Source organism: Kineococcus esterisolvens (genome assembly GCF_050871405.1).
GTDB lineage: Bacteria > Actinomycetota > Actinomycetes > Actinomycetales > Kineococcaceae > Kineococcus.
On the sequence record NZ_JBJLRI010000085.1, the window covers coordinates 1 to 15578 of the forward strand.

The 15578-nt window shown below is 76.8% G+C and carries 16 protein-coding genes; 9 read left to right on the top strand and 7 right to left on the bottom strand.

The window, feature by feature from the left end:
* The first annotated feature begins 332 nt into the window (after positions 1–332).
* Complete coding sequence (locus ACRYR8_RS18750) at positions 333–791, top strand: DUF4383 domain-containing protein (protein ID WP_432484023.1); 459 nt, start codon at positions 333–335, stop codon at positions 789–791.
* 37 nt (positions 792–828) lie between these two features.
* Here the strand turns inward: ACRYR8_RS18750 and ACRYR8_RS18755 are convergent, their stop codons facing one another.
* Together ACRYR8_RS18755 and ACRYR8_RS18760 are read right to left on the bottom strand one after the other, a co-directional pair.
* Positions 829–1482 (bottom strand): LuxR C-terminal-related transcriptional regulator, encoded by a 654-nt coding sequence (locus ACRYR8_RS18755; RefSeq protein ID WP_432484054.1) that lies wholly within the window; start codon positions 1480–1482, stop codon positions 829–831.
* Between the two features lie 32 nt (positions 1483–1514).
* Positions 1515–2765, bottom strand: a complete 1251-nt coding sequence (locus ACRYR8_RS18760) for a sensor histidine kinase (RefSeq protein WP_432484021.1) — start codon at positions 2763–2765, stop codon at positions 1515–1517.
* A gap of 126 nt (positions 2766–2891) precedes the next feature.
* Here ACRYR8_RS18760 and ACRYR8_RS18765 point away from each other — a divergent pair, with 126 nt between their 5' ends.
* From ACRYR8_RS18765 to ACRYR8_RS18780, 4 genes are read left to right on the top strand one after another with little or no spacing between them, the layout of a single operon-like run.
* Positions 2892–3293, top strand: a complete 402-nt coding sequence (locus ACRYR8_RS18765) for a PspC domain-containing protein (RefSeq protein ID WP_432484019.1) — start codon at positions 2892–2894, stop codon at positions 3291–3293.
* A gap of 37 nt (positions 3294–3330) precedes the next feature.
* Positions 3331–4842 (top strand): PspC domain-containing protein, encoded by a 1512-nt coding sequence (locus ACRYR8_RS18770; RefSeq protein WP_432484017.1) that lies wholly within the window; start codon positions 3331–3333, stop codon positions 4840–4842.
* Complete coding sequence (locus ACRYR8_RS18775) at positions 4842–5114, top strand: hypothetical protein (protein ID WP_432484015.1); 273 nt, start codon at positions 4842–4844, stop codon at positions 5112–5114. Before ACRYR8_RS18770 ends, ACRYR8_RS18775 begins: the two co-directional genes overlap by 1 nt.
* A 10-nt stretch (positions 5115–5124) precedes the next feature.
* Positions 5125–6231, top strand: coding sequence for an aldose epimerase family protein (locus tag ACRYR8_RS18780; protein ID WP_432484013.1), 1107 nt, complete (start codon positions 5125–5127; stop codon positions 6229–6231).
* A 79-nt stretch (positions 6232–6310) separates the two neighbouring features.
* On the opposite strand, the gene ACRYR8_RS18785 is transcribed toward ACRYR8_RS18780, so the two are convergent.
* The 3 genes from ACRYR8_RS18785 to ACRYR8_RS18795 all read right to left on the bottom strand — a co-directional run bounded on the left by ACRYR8_RS18785 (position 6311) and on the right by ACRYR8_RS18795 (position 8335).
* The gene (locus ACRYR8_RS18785; protein WP_432484011.1) at positions 6311–6769 is read right to left on the bottom strand and encodes an SRPBCC family protein; all 459 of its coding nucleotides are present in this window, start codon (positions 6767–6769) and stop codon (positions 6311–6313) included.
* Between the two features lie 133 nt (positions 6770–6902).
* Complete coding sequence (locus tag ACRYR8_RS18790; RefSeq protein WP_432484009.1) at positions 6903–7253, bottom strand: DUF3140 domain-containing protein; 351 nt, start codon at positions 7251–7253, stop codon at positions 6903–6905.
* Positions 7254–7270: 17 nt separating this feature from the next.
* Complete coding sequence (locus ACRYR8_RS18795) at positions 7271–8335, bottom strand: spore photoproduct lyase family protein (protein ID WP_432484007.1); 1065 nt, start codon at positions 8333–8335, stop codon at positions 7271–7273.
* 225 nt (positions 8336–8560) lie between these two features.
* Here ACRYR8_RS18795 and ACRYR8_RS18800 point away from each other — a divergent pair, with 225 nt between their 5' ends.
* The 3 genes from ACRYR8_RS18800 to ACRYR8_RS18810 are packed head-to-tail and all read left to right on the top strand — an operon-like array spanning position 8561 to position 12188.
* Positions 8561–10207 (top strand): RecQ family ATP-dependent DNA helicase, encoded by a 1647-nt coding sequence (locus ACRYR8_RS18800; RefSeq protein WP_432484006.1) that lies wholly within the window; start codon positions 8561–8563, stop codon positions 10205–10207.
* A gap of 50 nt (positions 10208–10257) precedes the next feature.
* Complete coding sequence (locus tag ACRYR8_RS18805) at positions 10258–11310, top strand: DMT family transporter (protein WP_432484004.1); 1053 nt, start codon at positions 10258–10260, stop codon at positions 11308–11310.
* Complete coding sequence (locus tag ACRYR8_RS18810) at positions 11307–12188, top strand: alpha/beta hydrolase (protein WP_432484002.1); 882 nt, start codon at positions 11307–11309, stop codon at positions 12186–12188. Before ACRYR8_RS18805 ends, ACRYR8_RS18810 begins: the two co-directional genes overlap by 4 nt.
* A gap of 28 nt (positions 12189–12216) precedes the next feature.
* Here the strand turns inward: ACRYR8_RS18810 and ACRYR8_RS18815 are convergent, their stop codons facing one another.
* Both ACRYR8_RS18815 and ACRYR8_RS18820 read right to left on the bottom strand, forming a co-directional pair.
* Positions 12217–12876 carry an HD domain-containing protein gene (locus ACRYR8_RS18815; RefSeq protein WP_432484000.1) on the bottom strand — a complete coding sequence of 220 codons (660 nt, stop codon included), beginning with the start codon at positions 12874–12876 and terminating at the stop codon, positions 12217–12219.
* A gap of 79 nt (positions 12877–12955) precedes the next feature.
* Positions 12956–13954, bottom strand: coding sequence for an acetylxylan esterase (locus ACRYR8_RS18820; protein WP_432483998.1), 999 nt, complete (start codon positions 13952–13954; stop codon positions 12956–12958).
* Positions 13955–14137: 183 nt separating this feature from the next.
* On the opposite strand from ACRYR8_RS18820, the gene ACRYR8_RS18825 reads away from it, so the two are divergent.
* Positions 14138–15454 carry an ABC transporter substrate-binding protein gene (locus ACRYR8_RS18825; protein ID WP_432483997.1) on the top strand — a complete coding sequence of 439 codons (1317 nt, stop codon included), beginning with the start codon at positions 14138–14140 and terminating at the stop codon, positions 15452–15454.
* Positions 15455–15578 lie beyond the last annotated feature (124 nt).

Sequence of the window (15578 nt, forward strand, 5' to 3'; positions counted from 1 at the left end):
GGCCCCCCCCGCCTGGGGGATGCGGGCGGGGTGGGGGGCCGGGTGGGTGGGGGGGAGGGCGGGGGGCGGGGGGGGCGGCGGGGGGGGGGCCCCGCCCCCCCCCCCCCCCGGCGCGGCGCGGCCGGTGACCTCCTCCCCTGCGGGAGGTCACCGGCCGCCTCCCCGGTGCGCCAGGACGTCCGTGTCCCCCTCGGCGGTCAGCGCCGGCACGGGCGCACCGGCTCGGCGCGGCGAGCGGGACCCGTGCGCGACGGCGCCCCTCGCGGAGGGGACACGCTGGTCCGGCACCCGGGGGCGCGCGTCCGCGGGGGGTACCTGGAACGATGTGCCCCATGAGCGCTACCAGGGCCGTCGAGGCCACGAAGAAGGAAGGCGGCCCCGTCCGGCGGCACGCCCAGATCACCGGTGCAGTCCTGACGGTCCTCGGGGTCCTGGGCCTCATCCCGGGCATCACGACGAACTACGACCAGATGGGCTTCTTCCGCAGCGGCGCGGAGCTCTTCGGCATCTTCACGGTCTGCGTCCTCACCTCGGTGGGGCTCTTCCTGTTCGGCGTCACGGTGCTCGCGTTCTCCGGTTCGGTGCGCCAGGCGCACAAGAACGTCGTCCTGCACGCCCTGGCGCTCATCGCGATGGGGATCACCGGCGCCGGCCTCGTCGTCAACTCCCCCGAGCCCCTGCTGCCCACCGACCCGGAGAGCAACTGGCTCTACCTGGCGCTGGGCGTGATCTTCCTGATCGGGGGCAACCGGGCGCGGGCCAAGGAGATCGAGAAGAACGGGGCCTTCTGAGCCGCGTCCGCGGCGTGCGGGGCGGCGCGCCGGCGGCTCACAGCAGCCGCCGCGCCGCCGCCCACCGCGTCAGCTCGTGCCGGTTGGACAGCTGCAGCTTGCGCAGCACCGCCGACACGTGCGTCTCCACCGTCTTCACGGAGATGAACAGCTCCTTCGCCACCTCCTTGTACGCGTAGCCGCGGGCGATCAGCCGCATCACCTCCCGCTCCCGGGTGGACAGCCGGTCCAGTTCGTCGTCGGCGGCGGCGACCTCCCCGGCCACCGCGCCGAACGCGTCGAGCACGAAGCCCGCCAGCCGGGGCGAGAACACCGCGTCGCCGTCGGCGACGCGGCGCACCGCCGCGGCCAGCTCCTCACCGCTGATGCTCTTGGTGACGTACCCGCGCGCACCGCGCCGGATGACCGCGATGACGTCGTCGGCGGCGTCGGACACGCTCAGCGCGAGGAAGCGCACGGGCCTGTCCCCGGCCAGCAGCGCCGCGCACTCGGCCAGCACCTGCGCCCCGCCGGAACCCGCCCCGGGGGCGGGGGGCTCCCCGGCCGCCGCGGGCAGGTGCACGTCCAGCAGCACCACGTCGGGCAGCTCCCGGCGCACCGCCTCCACGGCGGCAGCTGCGTCCCCGGCCTCCCCGACGACCTCCACGTCGGCCGCGGCGGCCAGCTCCGCGCGCACGCCGCTGCGCACCATGCGGTGGTCGTCGACCACCAGCACCCGCACCGTCACGACGCGGCCCCCTCCCCGGCGGGCGCGGGCAGCCGCAGCGCCACCTCGGTGCCGCCGTCGGCGGGCCGGCGCACCGACGCGCTGCCACCGGCGCGCGCCATCCGCCCCAGGATCGACTCGCGCACCCCGAGGCGGTCCTGCGGCACCGCGTCCAGGTCGAACCCCGGGCCGCGGTCGCGCACGAACACCTCGAAGGAGCGCGACCCGCCCGAACCCAGGGACTCCGCGTACAGGGACACGGTGCCGCCGGCGTGCCGGCCGGCGTTCAGCAGCGCCTCGCGCGCCGCCTGCACCAGCGCGCTCGTCCCGCGCTCCAGCGCCAGGCCGTCCAGGTCGCCCACCAGCACCACCTCCACCGTCGCGCCGCAGGCGTCCTCCACCTCCGCGGCCGCCGCCCGCAGCGCGGCGCCCAGCGTGCCGGCCGCGGTGCCGTGGTCGCCGTACAGCCAGCGGCGCAGGTCCCGCTCCTGCGCGCGCGCCAGCCGCGCCACCTCCACCGGGTCGGCGCTGCGGCGCTGGATGAGCGCGAGCGTCTGCAGCACCGAGTCGTGCACGTGCGCGGCCAGCTCGGCACGCTCCTGCTCGCGGGCCAGCGCGGCGCGCTCGGCACCCAGGTCCTGCCACAGCCGCACCGCCCACGGCGCCAGCACCACCGCCACCCCCGCCAGCACGGCCAGCGCCCCCAGCACCGACCCGCCCAGCGCGGCGGCGTCGCCGCCCAGCGCCAGGAACAGCACCACGCCCAGCAGCACCAGCGACGTGCCGGCGGCCACCCGCAGCGCGGCGGTGCGCCCGCCGCCCGCGCCTGCCACCCACCGGGCGCGGCGGGTGGCGTCCAGCTGGCTCCACGCCAGCACCACCCCGGCACCCACCACGAGCACCGGCAGCACCACGCGGGAGGAGGCGCCCACGCCGCCCAGCCGCAGCGCCGCGAGCGCACCGGCCAGCACCAGCGCGCCGCCGACCAGCGCGTCGCGGTGGGCGAGCACCCACGCGGAGGGGTCGGCGCGGCGACCGCCGGTGGCGAGGTCCCGCTCGTCGGGCACCAGGAACCAGTAGACGGCGTACAGCGCGACGCCCGCCCCGGCCAGCGCGCCGAGCGCGGCGAACCCCACCCGCACCCGCCCGACCGGCACGTCCAGGTGCGCCGCCAGGCCGGCCGCGACCCCGCCGGCGCGGCGGCCGGCGGCGGGCCGCACCAGCGGCGCGCGGGGGGTGGCCGGGGCCGCCGTTGCGCTCGTGCTCACGACGGCGATCGTGGCACGCCCGCCCCGCCCCCGGGGTCCTCCCCGAGGCGTTTCAGGGTTCGCTCAGGGTCGAGCCGGGGGTCCACCCGATGGTGACGGGCACCCGGCGGCGGCCACGGTGGAGCCATGACGAACACCGAGATCCCCAGCCCCGCCGCCGGCGCCCCCCACGAGGACCCGCGAGCCCCCCGGCCCGCCCCCGACCGGTTCTTCGACGCGGTGCGCCGCACCGGCCTCAGCCGCGGCCACGACCGCTGGGTCGCGGGCGTGTGCGGCGCCGTCGCCCACCGCCTCGGGGTGAACCCCGCCGCCGTGCGGGTCGCCACGGTCCTGCTGGCCCTCCTCGGCGGCGTGGGGCTGCTGCTGTACGGGGTGGCGTGGGCCCTGCTGCCGGACGCCACCGGCCGCATCGAGGCGCAGGCCGCCCACCGCGGCGACGTGTCCGCCTCCCTCGTCGCCGCCGTCGGACTGGTGGTCCTGGACCTCCTCGGCGGTGCCGGCCTCGGCCTGCCGTGGATCTGGGGGTGATCGCCGTGGCGGGCACCGGGCGGGCAGGGTGGGGGCCGTGAGCACCTCCGACCCCGGTGACCGGGGACCCCGCGACGGCGGGACGCTGGCCCGCGCCACCGCAGCCGTCCGCTCCTGGGGCGTCGTGCGCGGTGAGGACCGCTGGTTCGCGGGGGTGTGCGGCGGCGTCGCGGCCCGCACCGGCCTGGACCCGGTGCTGGTGCGCGGCCTGCTCATCGCCCTCGTCCTCGTCGGCGGCCTCGGCCTGGCCCTGTACGGGGCGGCCTGGGCGGTCCTGCCGGACGCGCGCGGCCGCGTGGAGCTCGAGGCCGCCGCCACCGGCGACGTCTCCGGCGCGCTCGTCCTCGCCGGCGGGCTGGTCCTGCTCGACCTCGCGGTGGGCCGGGGCGTCGTCGGCGTGGAGGTCGGGCCCCTCGGCGGCGGCCCCGGCTGGGGCCTGCTCGTCACCGGGCTCGTCGCAGCGCTGCTGTGGTGGCTGTTCCGCGACCGGATCGAGGCCGCGTGCGCGCGGCACCCCGGGCGCCGGGACGAACCCGGGCGCCGCGACGACCCCGCAGCGCCCGCAGCGCCCGCAGCACCCGCAGCGCCCGCAGCACCCGCGTCGCCCCTGTCGCTGCGCAAGGAGCCGCCCGCCGCGCCCGTGGACCGCGCGCCCGTGACCGCCGCACCCCCCGCCGCGCCGGACGCCGGTGGGCCCGTCGCGGGGTTCGGCTCCGCCGTCGAGCGCCGCGCCGCCGCCCGGGAGAAGGCCCGTGCCGCGGCCGAGCGCCGCGCCGCGGCCCGCCGCCCCGGGTCCCCGCTGCTGACCACCGTCGTGCTCGGCGCCGCGCTGTTCGCCGCCGGGCTGGTCGTGCTCGCCGACCTCCTGGTGCCGCTGCCCGCCCCCGCCCCGCTGCTCGCCCTCTCCGCGGCGCTCGCCGTCGTCGGCGCCGGCGCCGTGGCCGCCGGGCTCGCGGGCCGCCGCACCGCCCTGGTGGGGCTCGGCGCACCGCTGGCCGTGGTCACCGTGCTCGCCGGGACGCTGCCGTCCGCCGGCGGCTGGCAGTGGGAGGTGGACGGCACGTGGGCGCCGACGGCCGCCTCCGCGCGCGAGCAGGACGCGCTCAGCTCCGCCGTGGGGCGGTTGCGCGTGGACCCCTCCGGCCTGGGCGCCGGCGCGCCCGCACCCGTGACCGCCACCCTGGCCGTCGGGCGGCTGGAGGTCGTCGCACCCGCCGGGCGGACCGTGCTCGTGGACGCCCGCTCCCTCGCCGGCAGCCTGCGCTGGGACTCCGCGGGCGGGGACGTGGTGCCCGTCGCGTCCGGCGGCGAGGCGCTCGCGGCAGCGGGGGCGGCCGGTGGGGGCACCGGCCGCGAGGACGGCCTGGACACCCGGCGGGTGCTCGCCGCCGGCCCGGACGCCGAGGGCGTCGCCGCGGCCACCGAGGTCGAGGGCGCGGACGTCGCCGACTGGACCGTTCCCGACGGGGTCGCCGTCGTGCGGGCCGTGGTCTGGGCGGGGGAGGTCCGCGTCGCCGCGGCCGGCTCCGCGCTGCTGGAGGGGGAGTGATGGACGAGCAGCCGGGCCGGGTGCCCGCGGAGGTGCCCGAGCCGCGCGAGCGGTCCGCTCCGCCGGGCCCGTCGACGACCGTGGACGTGGGGGCCGTCGTGTGGGGTTTCGCGTTCCTCGCCGTGGCGGCCGTCGTGGGCGTGCGCGCCGCCACCGGCGTGACGTGGTCGTGGGGCTGGAACGTGGCCGGCGTGCTGCTGCTGGGGGGCCTGGCCACCGTCGTCGCCGCTCTCTCCGCCGCGGGACGCGCCCGTTCGCGCCGTCCTCGGTAACGTCGTCCGCGTGACGCACCACGGCGCAGCGCAGGGTGGGGACGACGGCGGCACCCGGGTGGAACCGGAGTGGGGCCGCACCGGCGACGGCACGCCCGTCGCCCGGTGGGTCCTGGACGACGGCACGGTGCGCGCCGGGCTCGTGGAGCACGGCGCGCGCATCCAGTCGGTGCTGGCGCCCGACCGCGACGGCGCCCTCGCCGACGTGGCGCTCGGCTTCGCCGGCCTGGCCCCGTACGAGGGGAAGGGCCGTTCCTTCGGGGCCACGATCGGGCGGTTCGCCAACCGCCTCGCCGGCGGCACGTTCCCCCTGGACGGCCGCACGGTCGCGGTCCCGGTGACCGACCGCGGCAACGCCATCCACGGCGGGCCCCGACCCTTCTCGCAGGCGCTGTGGACGGCGCACGAGGTGCCCGGTGCGTGCGGGGTCCGGTTCTCGCTGCTGAGCCCGGACGGGGACAACGGGTTCCCCGGGGCCCTGAGCGTGCACGTGACGTACGTCCTGCACGACGGCGTCCTCGCCGTGGAGACCTCGGCGACCACGGACGCGCCCACCGTCGTGAACCTGACCAACCACGCCTACTGGAACCTCGCCGGCGAGGGCAGCGGCACGGTCGACGCGCACCTGCTGCAGGTGGACGCCGCGCAGTTCCTGCCGGTGGACCCCACCGGCGTGCCGACGGGGGAGCGCCGTCCCGTGGCGGGCACGCCGTTCGACCTGTCCGAGCCGGTGCCGGTGGGGTACCGGCTGCGCGACGGCGAGCGGGCCGGTGACGAGCAGCTCGCGCGCGGGTCGGGGTTCGACCACTGCTACGTGCTGGCCGACGTCCCCGGCGGTGAGCGGGAGGTCTCGCGCGCGGCGCGCGCCGAGGAGCCGGTGTCTGGACGCACCCTGGAGGTGTGGACGGACCAGCCGGGGTTGCAGGTGTTCACCGGGGGGACGCTGGCTGGCACCCTGGTCGGCAAGGCGGGCGCCGCGTACGGTCCCCGCGCCGGCCTGGCCCTGGAGGCGCAGGCCTTCCCCGACGCCCCCAACCACCCGGGCTTCCCCACCACGGTGCTGCGCGAGGGCGAGCTGTTCCGCTCGCTCACGGAGTTCCGCTTCGGCGTCTCCTGAGCACCGCCGGGGAGGCGGTTCTCAGGACGCGAGGAGGCCCGGACCCCTGCGGGGTCCGGGCCTCCCGGCTGTCAGCGCGTCACTTGGGCGGGGTGACGTCCCCGCGCCAGGCGCCGGTCTCGGCGCCGCGCGACTCGATGAACTCCTTGAACCTCTTCAGGTCCGCCTTGATCTGGCGGTCGTCCGCGCCGACGGCGGCGCCGACCTTCTCCACCAGGCCATCGGCCTCCCAGTCCATCTGGACGGTGACCTTGGTCTTGTCGTCGCCGAGGCGGTGGAAGGTGACGACCCCGGCGTGCTCCTTGCCGTCCACGCTCTTCCACGCGACGCGCTCGTCGGGGTGCTGCTCGGTGATCTCGGTGTCGAACTCGCGCTCGACGCCGGCGATCTTCGTCTTCCAGTGGTTGCGGGTCTCGGAGACCTGCGTGATCGCCTCGACGCCGCTCATGAAGTTCGGGAAGGACTCGAACTGCGTCCACTGGTTGTAGGCGGTGTGGACGGGGACGTCGACGTCGATGCTCTCGGTGACGCTGCTCATGGGTGAACTCCTCCTGCGGCCCGTGGTCCGGGGGCCGCTCGTCGTCCTGTCGGCGTTCTGCTTCTCACTCTGCCCGCGGGTGGCCCGGTGCGCACCTCGAAGGTCACGAGGGCCGCCGGGCAGGCTGCCCGGGTCAGTCCTTGAGGGGGTCGTTGCCCCAGTTCATGAGGGAGTAGCGCCACCTGGTGTCCGTGACGTCCCCCTCGGGGCGCTGCGCGGAGTGGCGGTGGACGTACCCCACGACCTTCTTCATGTGGTCGTGGTCGTCGTCGTCCAGGTCGGCCTGCTCCGACCGCAGGATCTGCACGATCCGCCGGCCGGAGGCGTGCCCGACGGACTCGCCGTCGCCGTCGCTCTGGCCGACCGACCTCGACTCCTCGGTGTCCAGCCAGTCCTCCAGCTCCTCCGGCGTCATGTTGACCGCCCGGCCGAAGTCGCGGCGGACGTCCCGGCGCTCGTCCTCGCTCAGCACGTGCTTCGCCATGGCACCAGCGTGGTCGGTCAGAAGGCGTAGCGCACGTCGAGGTAGGGGGCCCGCTCGGCGATGAGGTCCAGCAGTTGCCGGACGTGGCGGCCCTTCTGGCCGGTGCGGTACCGGACGTTGACGCCGCCGTGCTCGGAGCGCTTGCGTTCCTGCAGCTCGGGCCGCCACAGGAGTTCCTCGGCCCGGGGGTGCCAGCCGAGGTTCACCTCGTGCAGCCGCTCGTTGTGGGTGAGGAAGATCACCTCGGCGGCGAGCTGGCGCTTGGTGGCCTCGTTCGTGGCCTCGCCGAGCTGGTCCAGCAGCCGCGCCCACTGCTGCAGCCAGCCGTCGGTGACCACCACCGGGGAGAGGTTGACGTGCACCTCGTACCCGGCGGCGACGAAGTCGTCCAGGGCCGCCAGCCGTTCGGCGACCGGGCTGGTGCGCACGTCCAGCACCTTGGCGACCTCCTCGGGCATCAGGGAGAAGCGCACGCGGGTCCGCCCGCGCGGGTCGAGCTCCAGCAGGCGCCGGTTGACGTTCTTGGTGGCGAAGGAGGCCTTGGCCGTGGGCAGCTCGCGGAACAACCCGATGAGGTCGTCGACGTTGCCGGAGATCTCCGCGTCCACCGAGCAGTCGCTGTTCTCCCCGATGTCGTAGACCCAGGCGTGCGGGTCGCACTGGTTCGGCTCGGCCTTGACGCCCTGCCTGCCGACGTGTCGGCGCAGGTAGCCGGTGATCTGCTCGATGTTCGCGAACACCGTGACGGGGTTGCTGTAGCCTTTGCGGCGCGGCACGTAGCAGTACGCGCAGGCCATCGCGCAGCCGTTGGCGGTGGAGGGGGCGATGAAGTCCGCCGAGCGGCCGTTGGGCCGGGCCGCGAGCGACTTCTTGACCCCCAGCACGAGCGCCTCGCGCTTGATGCGCACCCAGCGCGCCACGTTCGTCTCGTCGCCGTGCAGCTCGGGGATGTTCCAGTGGCTGGCGACCTCGACGCGGGTGGCGTCGGGCCAGCGCTCCAGGACCTGCCGGCCGCGGGGCAGCTCCGCGGCGGCGGGCTCAACGTAGATCCTCGTGATGTCCACCAGCCGCTGCTCCCGCACGGGTCCAGTGTGCCGGGCGGCACCGACACACCGGGCGCCGCGGGGTTCCGCGGGGTTCCGCGGGGAGATCGACGGGCGCGCCGCCCGGGCGGTGCCTACGGTGGTGCGCGGTGACGGGCCCGCAGGGGCCGGTCACCGCGCACGGCCCCTGCGGGTCCAGCCACGCGGCCGGCGAGGGCCCCGGGACTGCGGTGGTGGCCCACGCCGCCGCGACGTGGAGGACCTGTGGCACGACGAGGGCCCGAGGTGGGCACCGACCTGCTGCGCACCGCGCGGGAGGCGTTCGGGTTCGAGGAGCTGCGCCCCGGCCAGGCCGAGGCGATGGAGGCGGTCCTGGCCGGGCGCGACGTCCTGGCCGTCATGCCCACCGGGGCGGGGAAGTCGGCGATCTACCAGGTGCCGGCGCTGCTGCTGGACGGTCCCGTGGTCGTGGTGTCCCCCCTCATCGCGCTGCAGCGCGACCAGGTGGACGGGCTGCGCGAGGACGCGCGCCGCGGCGGGGCGGTGGTGCTGAACTCCCAGCTGCCGGCGTCCGCGTGGCGCGAGGCGCGGGAGTCGCTGCGCAGCGGCGACGTGCGGTTCGTGTTCCTGGCTCCCGAGCAGCTCGCTCGCGACGAGGTCCTCGACGAGCTGGCGGGTTCGCGCCCCCGGCTGCTGGTGGTGGACGAGGCGCACTGCGTCTCCTCCTGGGGGCACGACTTCCGCCCGCAGTACCTGCGGCTGGGGACGGCCGCCGAGCGGCTCGGCCGGCCGCAGGTGGTGGCGCTGACGGCGACGGCCAGCCCGCAGGTGCGCGCGGAGGTCGTCGGGCACCTGCGCCTGCGGGACCCCCTGGTGCTCGTGGAGGGTTTCGACCGCCCCGAGATCGACCTGCAGGTGCGCCGCTACTCCACCGCGGACCGCCAGCGGGCCGGTGTCCTGGAGTCGGTGACCTCCACGGACGGCGCGGTCGTCGTGTACGTGGCCCGGCGCCGCGACGCCGAGGAGATCGCCGCGGAACTGCGCGGGGCCGGCCGTGCCGCGGAGTTCTACCACGCCGGCCGCAAGCGCGCCGACCGCGACCGGGTGCTGCACGAGTTCGTCGACGGCACCCTCGACGTGGTGGTCGCCACGAACGCGTTCGGCATGGGGATCGACAAACCCGACGTGCGGGCGGTCGTGCACGCCCACGTGCCCGACTCGCTGGACAGCTACTACCAGGAGATCGGCCGCGCCGCCCGCGACGGGGAACCGGCCCGCGCGGTGCTGCACTACCGCCCCGAGGACCTGGGGCTGCGGACGTTCTTCACCGCCGGCGTCGCCAGGCCGGAACCGCTGCGGGAGGTCGCCGCGGCGGTCCGCGCCCACGACGGGCCCGTGGAACCGGGCGAGCTGCGCCGGGAACTGGGCACGAGCGCCACCCGCCTGGCGGGTGTGGTGAACCTGCTGGAGGAGGTCGGCGCGCTCGCCGAGGACGAGCGCGGCCGGCTGGTCGCCGGGACCGGTGGGCCACCACCGGCCGGGGCCGCTGAGGCCGCCGTGGAACTCTCGGAGCAGCAGCGGTCCGTGGAGCGCTCCCGCCTGGAGATGATGCGCACCTACGCCGAGACCACGGCCTGCCGGCGGCGGTTCCTGCTGGGCTACTTCGGCGAGGAGCTGGAGCGGCCCTGCGGCAACTGCGACACGTGCCGGGCCGGCACCGCGCAGGAGCGCAGCGACGCCGGTGCCGGCGAGCCGTTCCCCGTCGGATCGGCGGTGCGGCACCCGGAGTGGGGCGGTGGGCAGGTCATGCACCACGAGGACGACCGGGTCACCGTCCTGTTCGAGGAGGTCGGCTACCGGACGCTGGCGCTGGGACTGGTGGAGGAGCGGGACCTGCTGCGGCCGGGGTGACCGGCCGCGTGGGCACAGCGGTAGCGGGCGACCAACCGCTATGCTGATGCATGAGAGATCGCAGTAGCGCTACTGCTGAGGAACGGCTCCCGCTACCCCGGCGTCCCGCGGGCGGCGCCCCGTCCGCAGCCGCCGGGCCGCTGCTCGGCCTGCTCGGCGTCGTGGTCTTCTCGTTCACGCTGCCGTTCACCCGCGTGGCCGTGCGCACCCTCGACCCGTTGTTCGTCGGCGGCGGCCGCGCCGTCGTCGCCGGCGTGCTGGCCGCGGCGGTCCTCGCCGCGACCCGCAGCCGCCGCCCGCCGCTGCGGCTGGTGCCGCGCCTGCTGCTCGTGGTCGCCGGGGTCGTGGCGGGTTTCCCCCTGCTGACCAGCGTCGCGATGCGCGACGTGCCCGCGGCCCACGGCGCCGTCGTCGTGGGCGTCCTGCCCGCGGCCACCGCCGTCGCGGTGGTCCTGCGCACCCGCGAGCGCCCCGGGCGGGGCTTCTGGGCGGCCGGAGCCGCCGGCCTCGTCGCCGTCGTGGTGTTCGTCGCGCTCAGCGGTGGTGGTCTGGGCGGCGCCGGGTCCGGTGACGCGCTGCTGCTGGGCGCGGTGGTGCTGGCGGCGCTGGGGTACGCCGAGGGCGGTCTGCTCGCACGCGAACTCGGTGCGTGGCAGACGATCTGCTGGGTGCTGGTGCTGGTGCTGGCGCTGCCGGTGACGGCGGCGCTGACGGCCGTCGGCGCGGCCGGCGGGCGCACGAGCGCCGGGGTGGCCGGGTGGCTGTCGTTCGGCTACCTCGCGGTGTTCAGCATGTTCCTGGGGTTCTTCGCCTGGTACCGGGGGCTGGCGATCGGCCCGATGACCAGCGTCAGCCAGGTGCAGCTGGTGCAGTCGGTGCTGACGATCGCCTGGTCGGCCCTGTTCTTCGGCGAGCGGGTCGGTCCCGCCGTGGTCGTCGCCGCCGCGGCGGTGCTGGTGTGCGCGGCCGCGGCGGTGCGGGCCCGGATCCACGTGGCCCCCTCCCGCGGACGGGGTGCGCAGCCCGTCGCCACCGCGCCCGCCGTGTCGGTGGCGACGGGCACGGTGGCCACCACCAGCCGCGAACCCCGGGAGGCACCGTGAACCCGTCCACGCACAGCACGTCCGCCGCGTCCGCCGCGCCCACCGGGGCCGGGCCCCGCAGAGGGGTCGCCGCCGGGGTGCCGTACCTGGCGCTGCCGCCCGCCGGGGAGCCGACGGCGGCGACCCCCCTGGTGCTGACGTGGCACCTCGTGGACGCGCCGCGCACGCCCGAGGCGTTCGCGGCGGCCCTGCCGCTGGACGGCGTGGACGCCTGGCGGGTCCACCTGGAACTGCCGCTGACCGGGTCCCGGCTGCCCGCCGGCGGGCCGGAGGAGCTGGTGGAGCGCGGGCGCCGCGACGCCGTGCTGGAGCTGTTCGGGCCGATCGCCGAGCAGGCCGTGGCGGAGGCCCCCGCGGTGCTCGCCGGCGTGCGGACCCAGCTGGGCTGCCCGGACGGCCCGCTGGCGCTGCTGGGCGGCTCGATGGGTGCGGCCGTGGCGTTCCTCGCGCTGCTGGAGGCGGGGCTGGGCGCGTCCGCCCTCGTCCTGGTCAGCCCGCTGCTGCGGCTGCGGCCGGTGGTCGAGTCCACGGCGGCGCGGATGGGTCTCGAGTACGCGTGGTCGCCCGCGGCGGACGCGGTCGCGGCGCGGATCGACGCGGTGGCGCGAGCGGGCGAGCACGCCGCCGCCGGGCGGCCGCCGGTCCTCCTCGTCGTCGGTGCGGACGACGACGAGGAGGGTTTCGTGCGGCCCGCGGCCCAGCTGCACGAGGCCCTGGTCGCGGCGTACGGCGACCCCGAGCGGGTGCGGCTGGGGGTCGTGCCCGGCATGGGGCACGCCCTGGCCGCCGAGCCCGGCCTGGAGGCGGCCCCGCAGACCCCGCACGCCGCGCGCGTCGACGCGGCGGCCACGGACTGGCTGCGCGCCCACCTGGGCTGAGGTGCCGGGGCCGCCCCCGGTGGCGCGGTCAGTCGCGCGGGCCCCCCGGGGGCAGCACGACCGACCCGCCGGGACGCCGCAGCCGCTCCTCGGTGCGACGCACCGCCTCCCGCACGTACGGGCCGCGCAGGTGGTGGCAGCGGGCGTTGGGGCTGTCGGGGCCGTGGCGGCGCAGCACGTCCGCCAGCCGCTCCTCCACGTCGACGACCTCGCCGGTCGCCGAGACGGTCTGGTCCGCCCACGTCAGGGCGTCGGCGAGCGGGCCCTGCACGGCGCGGGGGTCGTCGTGGGCGGCGAGCGCGGCGCCCAGGTCCCGCACCCGGGCCACGAAGCGGGCGCCGGAGTGGTGGGCGACGAGCGCGGCCAGCAGCGGCGACCAGCCCTGCCGGCGCAGGTGGTCGCCGCCGTCGATGGGGTGGAAGCCGCAGACGCGCAGGGCCGGGGCGTAGCCGACGTCGTGCAGCCACGCCGCGGCCACGAGCAGGGCGCGGTCGTCGGGAGCGACGGCACCGGCACCGGCGGCCGCGCGGGCGGCCACGGCGCGGGTGTGCTCCCAGCGCGGGTGCAGGTCCTGCAGGAGCTCCCGGGCGAGCCGGGCGGCGGCGGCGACCAGGTCGTCGCCGGTCAGGTCCCCGGCGGGCGCGTCGCCGGGGCGGGGGACGGTGCGGAGAGCGTGGTTTCCACTCATGGCCGAACCGTAAGGGGTCCGGCCGCGCGGGGAGCACGGGCGGAGGTCCCCGCGCGGCCGTTCAGGTCCGTGTCGTCGCTCAGTCGGCGGTGCCGGTCACGCCCCGCACCCGCGCGACCTGCTCGCCCAGCCACTCCAGCTGCTGGCGCCAGTGGTGCACCTGGCCGCCCTCGTGGTCGTTGAACCGGTAGACGGTCAGCTCGGCCGGTCCGCCGTAGGCGCGGTGCGCGGCGTACACCGTGGACGGCGGGCACACCCGGTCCATCAGCGCCACGGAGAACAGCGCGGGGGCGCTCGCCCACGGGGCCAGGTGCGCGACGTCGAAGTGGTCCAGGGTCGCCAGGGCCCGCTCGGCCTGGTCGCGGTGCACCGACAGGTAGCGGGTGATCTCCAGGTAGGGGTCCAGCCCGCAGACCTCCACCGCGCGGCGCAGGTGGCTCATGAACGGCACGTCGGGGAGCACCGCGAGCACGTCGGGCACGAGCGAGCCGGCCGCCAGGGCGATGGCACCGCCCTGGCTGGCGCCGGCGACCGCCACGGCGTGCGGCAGGACGCCCGGCAGGGCGCGGGCGGCCTCGACGGCGCGCACGGCGTCGGTGTACACGCGCCGGTAGTAGTACTCCTCGGGGTCGAGGATGCCGCGGGTGGTGAACCCGGGGGTGGCGGGCCCGGAACCGTGCGGGTCGGGCGTGTGGCCGCCGCCTCCCCACACCGAACCCTGGCCGCGGGTGTCCACGACGAGGTGCGCGTACCCGGCGCTGGCCCAGGTCAGGCGTTCTTCGGGCAGGCCGCGCCCGCCGCCGTAGCCGACGAACTCCACCACCACGGGCAGCGGGCCCTCGGCGCCGCGCGGGCGGACCAGCCACGCCCGCACCCGGTCGCCGCCGTACCCGGCGAACGACACGTCCCAGTGGGTGAGGGTCGTCAGACGAGTGGGGGTCTCGGTGAGCTCCAGGTCCAGGGGCAGGGCGCGCGCCCCCTCGAGGGTGCGGTCCCAGAAGGACCGCAAACCGGCGGGCGGGGTGAACGTGGGCTCGTACGCCTCGAGCTCGGCCTGGGTCATCTCGGACAGGGGCACGGCGGGTCTCCTCCGGGGTGGCCGCCGGGCGTCAGGCCCTCGACGGCGACAGATTCATCAGATGACATCTTGACGCCTCTCGGCGCCGGGAGGCATCCTCCTCCTACCGGTCACCGGCGGCGGACCTCCGTCGCGAGACGACGAGCCGCACCCCGCGGAAGCGGTGCGGACGGAGGAGACACGATGGTGTGGACGACCCGGACCAGCCCCGCCGCGCACCGCGCCGGCCGCGCGGCCGCCCTGCTGTGCACCGCCGGCCTGCTGGCCGCGTGCGGCGGGGGAGGCGGTGGGGCCGCGGCGGGCGGCGCCGGCGACCCCATCCAGTTCTGGGGCTGGGTGCCCGGGCTGGAGGAGCAGGTCGCGCAGTGGAACAGCGAAAACCCCGACACCCCGGTGGAGTTCCACCGCATGACCGGCGACGACGGCAAGAAGGTGGAGGCCGCCGTGGACGCCGGCGCCGGCCCCGACATCGTCCAGCTGTCCACGCACGACCTGCCCGACTACGTCATCAACGACCGGGTGCAGCCCATCACCGAGTTCGTCGCCGACACCGAGGACCTGTACACCCCCTCCTCGTGGCAGTCGGTGACGCTGGCCGGCGAGGTGTACGGCGTCCCGCAGGGCAGCGGCCCCACGGCGATGATGTACCGCGCGGACGTCTTCGAGAAGCACGGCATCGCGGTGCCCACCACGTGGGACGAGTACGAGCAGGCCGCTGCGGCCCTGCACGCCGCCGACCCGAACGTGTACATCGCCGGTTTCTCGCCCAGCGAGATCGGCCAGTGGACTCAGGACGTCTCCCAGGCCGGAGGCACCTACTTCGGCATCGAGGGCGACGCCTGGAGCGTCCAGGTCGACAGCCCCGAGAGCCGCCGGGTCGCCGAGCGGTGGCAGCGGCTCCTGGACGCGGGCCTGGTGAAGGTCACCCAGATGTGGACGCCGGAGTACTGGTCGTCCGTCAACGCCGGGGAGATCGCCACCATCACCTACGCCGCCTGGTTCCCGGTGCAGTTGCAGGAGAACGTCGCCGGCCAGTCGGGCCTGTGGCGGGTCGCGCCGCAACCCACCTACGACGGCACCCCGGTCGCCGGGGACTCCGGCGGCGCCGCCGACGTGGTGCTCGCCGGCGCGGACGACCTGGAGGGGGCCGCGGAGTTCCTCACCTGGATCAACAGCGACCCCGAGCAGGTCGAGCACCTCATCTCCGTCGGCGGCATCTTCCCCACCGCGCTGGTCGGCTTCGAGTCCGAGGCCCTGGCCGAGGAGATGCCGTACTTCGGCGGCCAGCGCATCTACGACGTCTACCGCCAGGCCGCCGAGGTCGTCCCGCCGACGTGGACCGACGGCCCCGCCAACGGTCAGGTCGACGCCGACATCACCGACGGGTTCGGCGCGGTCGCCACCGGGTCCAGCACCTTCGCCCAGGTGCTCGCCGAGGCCGACGCCGCCGCCACCGACCGGCTCACCGACATGGGCCTCGACGTGGTCGACCCCTCGTGAGCGTCGTGCCCCTGCCGGCCCGCCGCGGCGGGGGGCGGGGGGGCGGGGGGGGGGGCGCCCCGGGCGGGCCCTGGCCGAGCACCCGCCCCAGGGGCAGTGGGTCGCCCAGCTCGCCGCCAAGAGC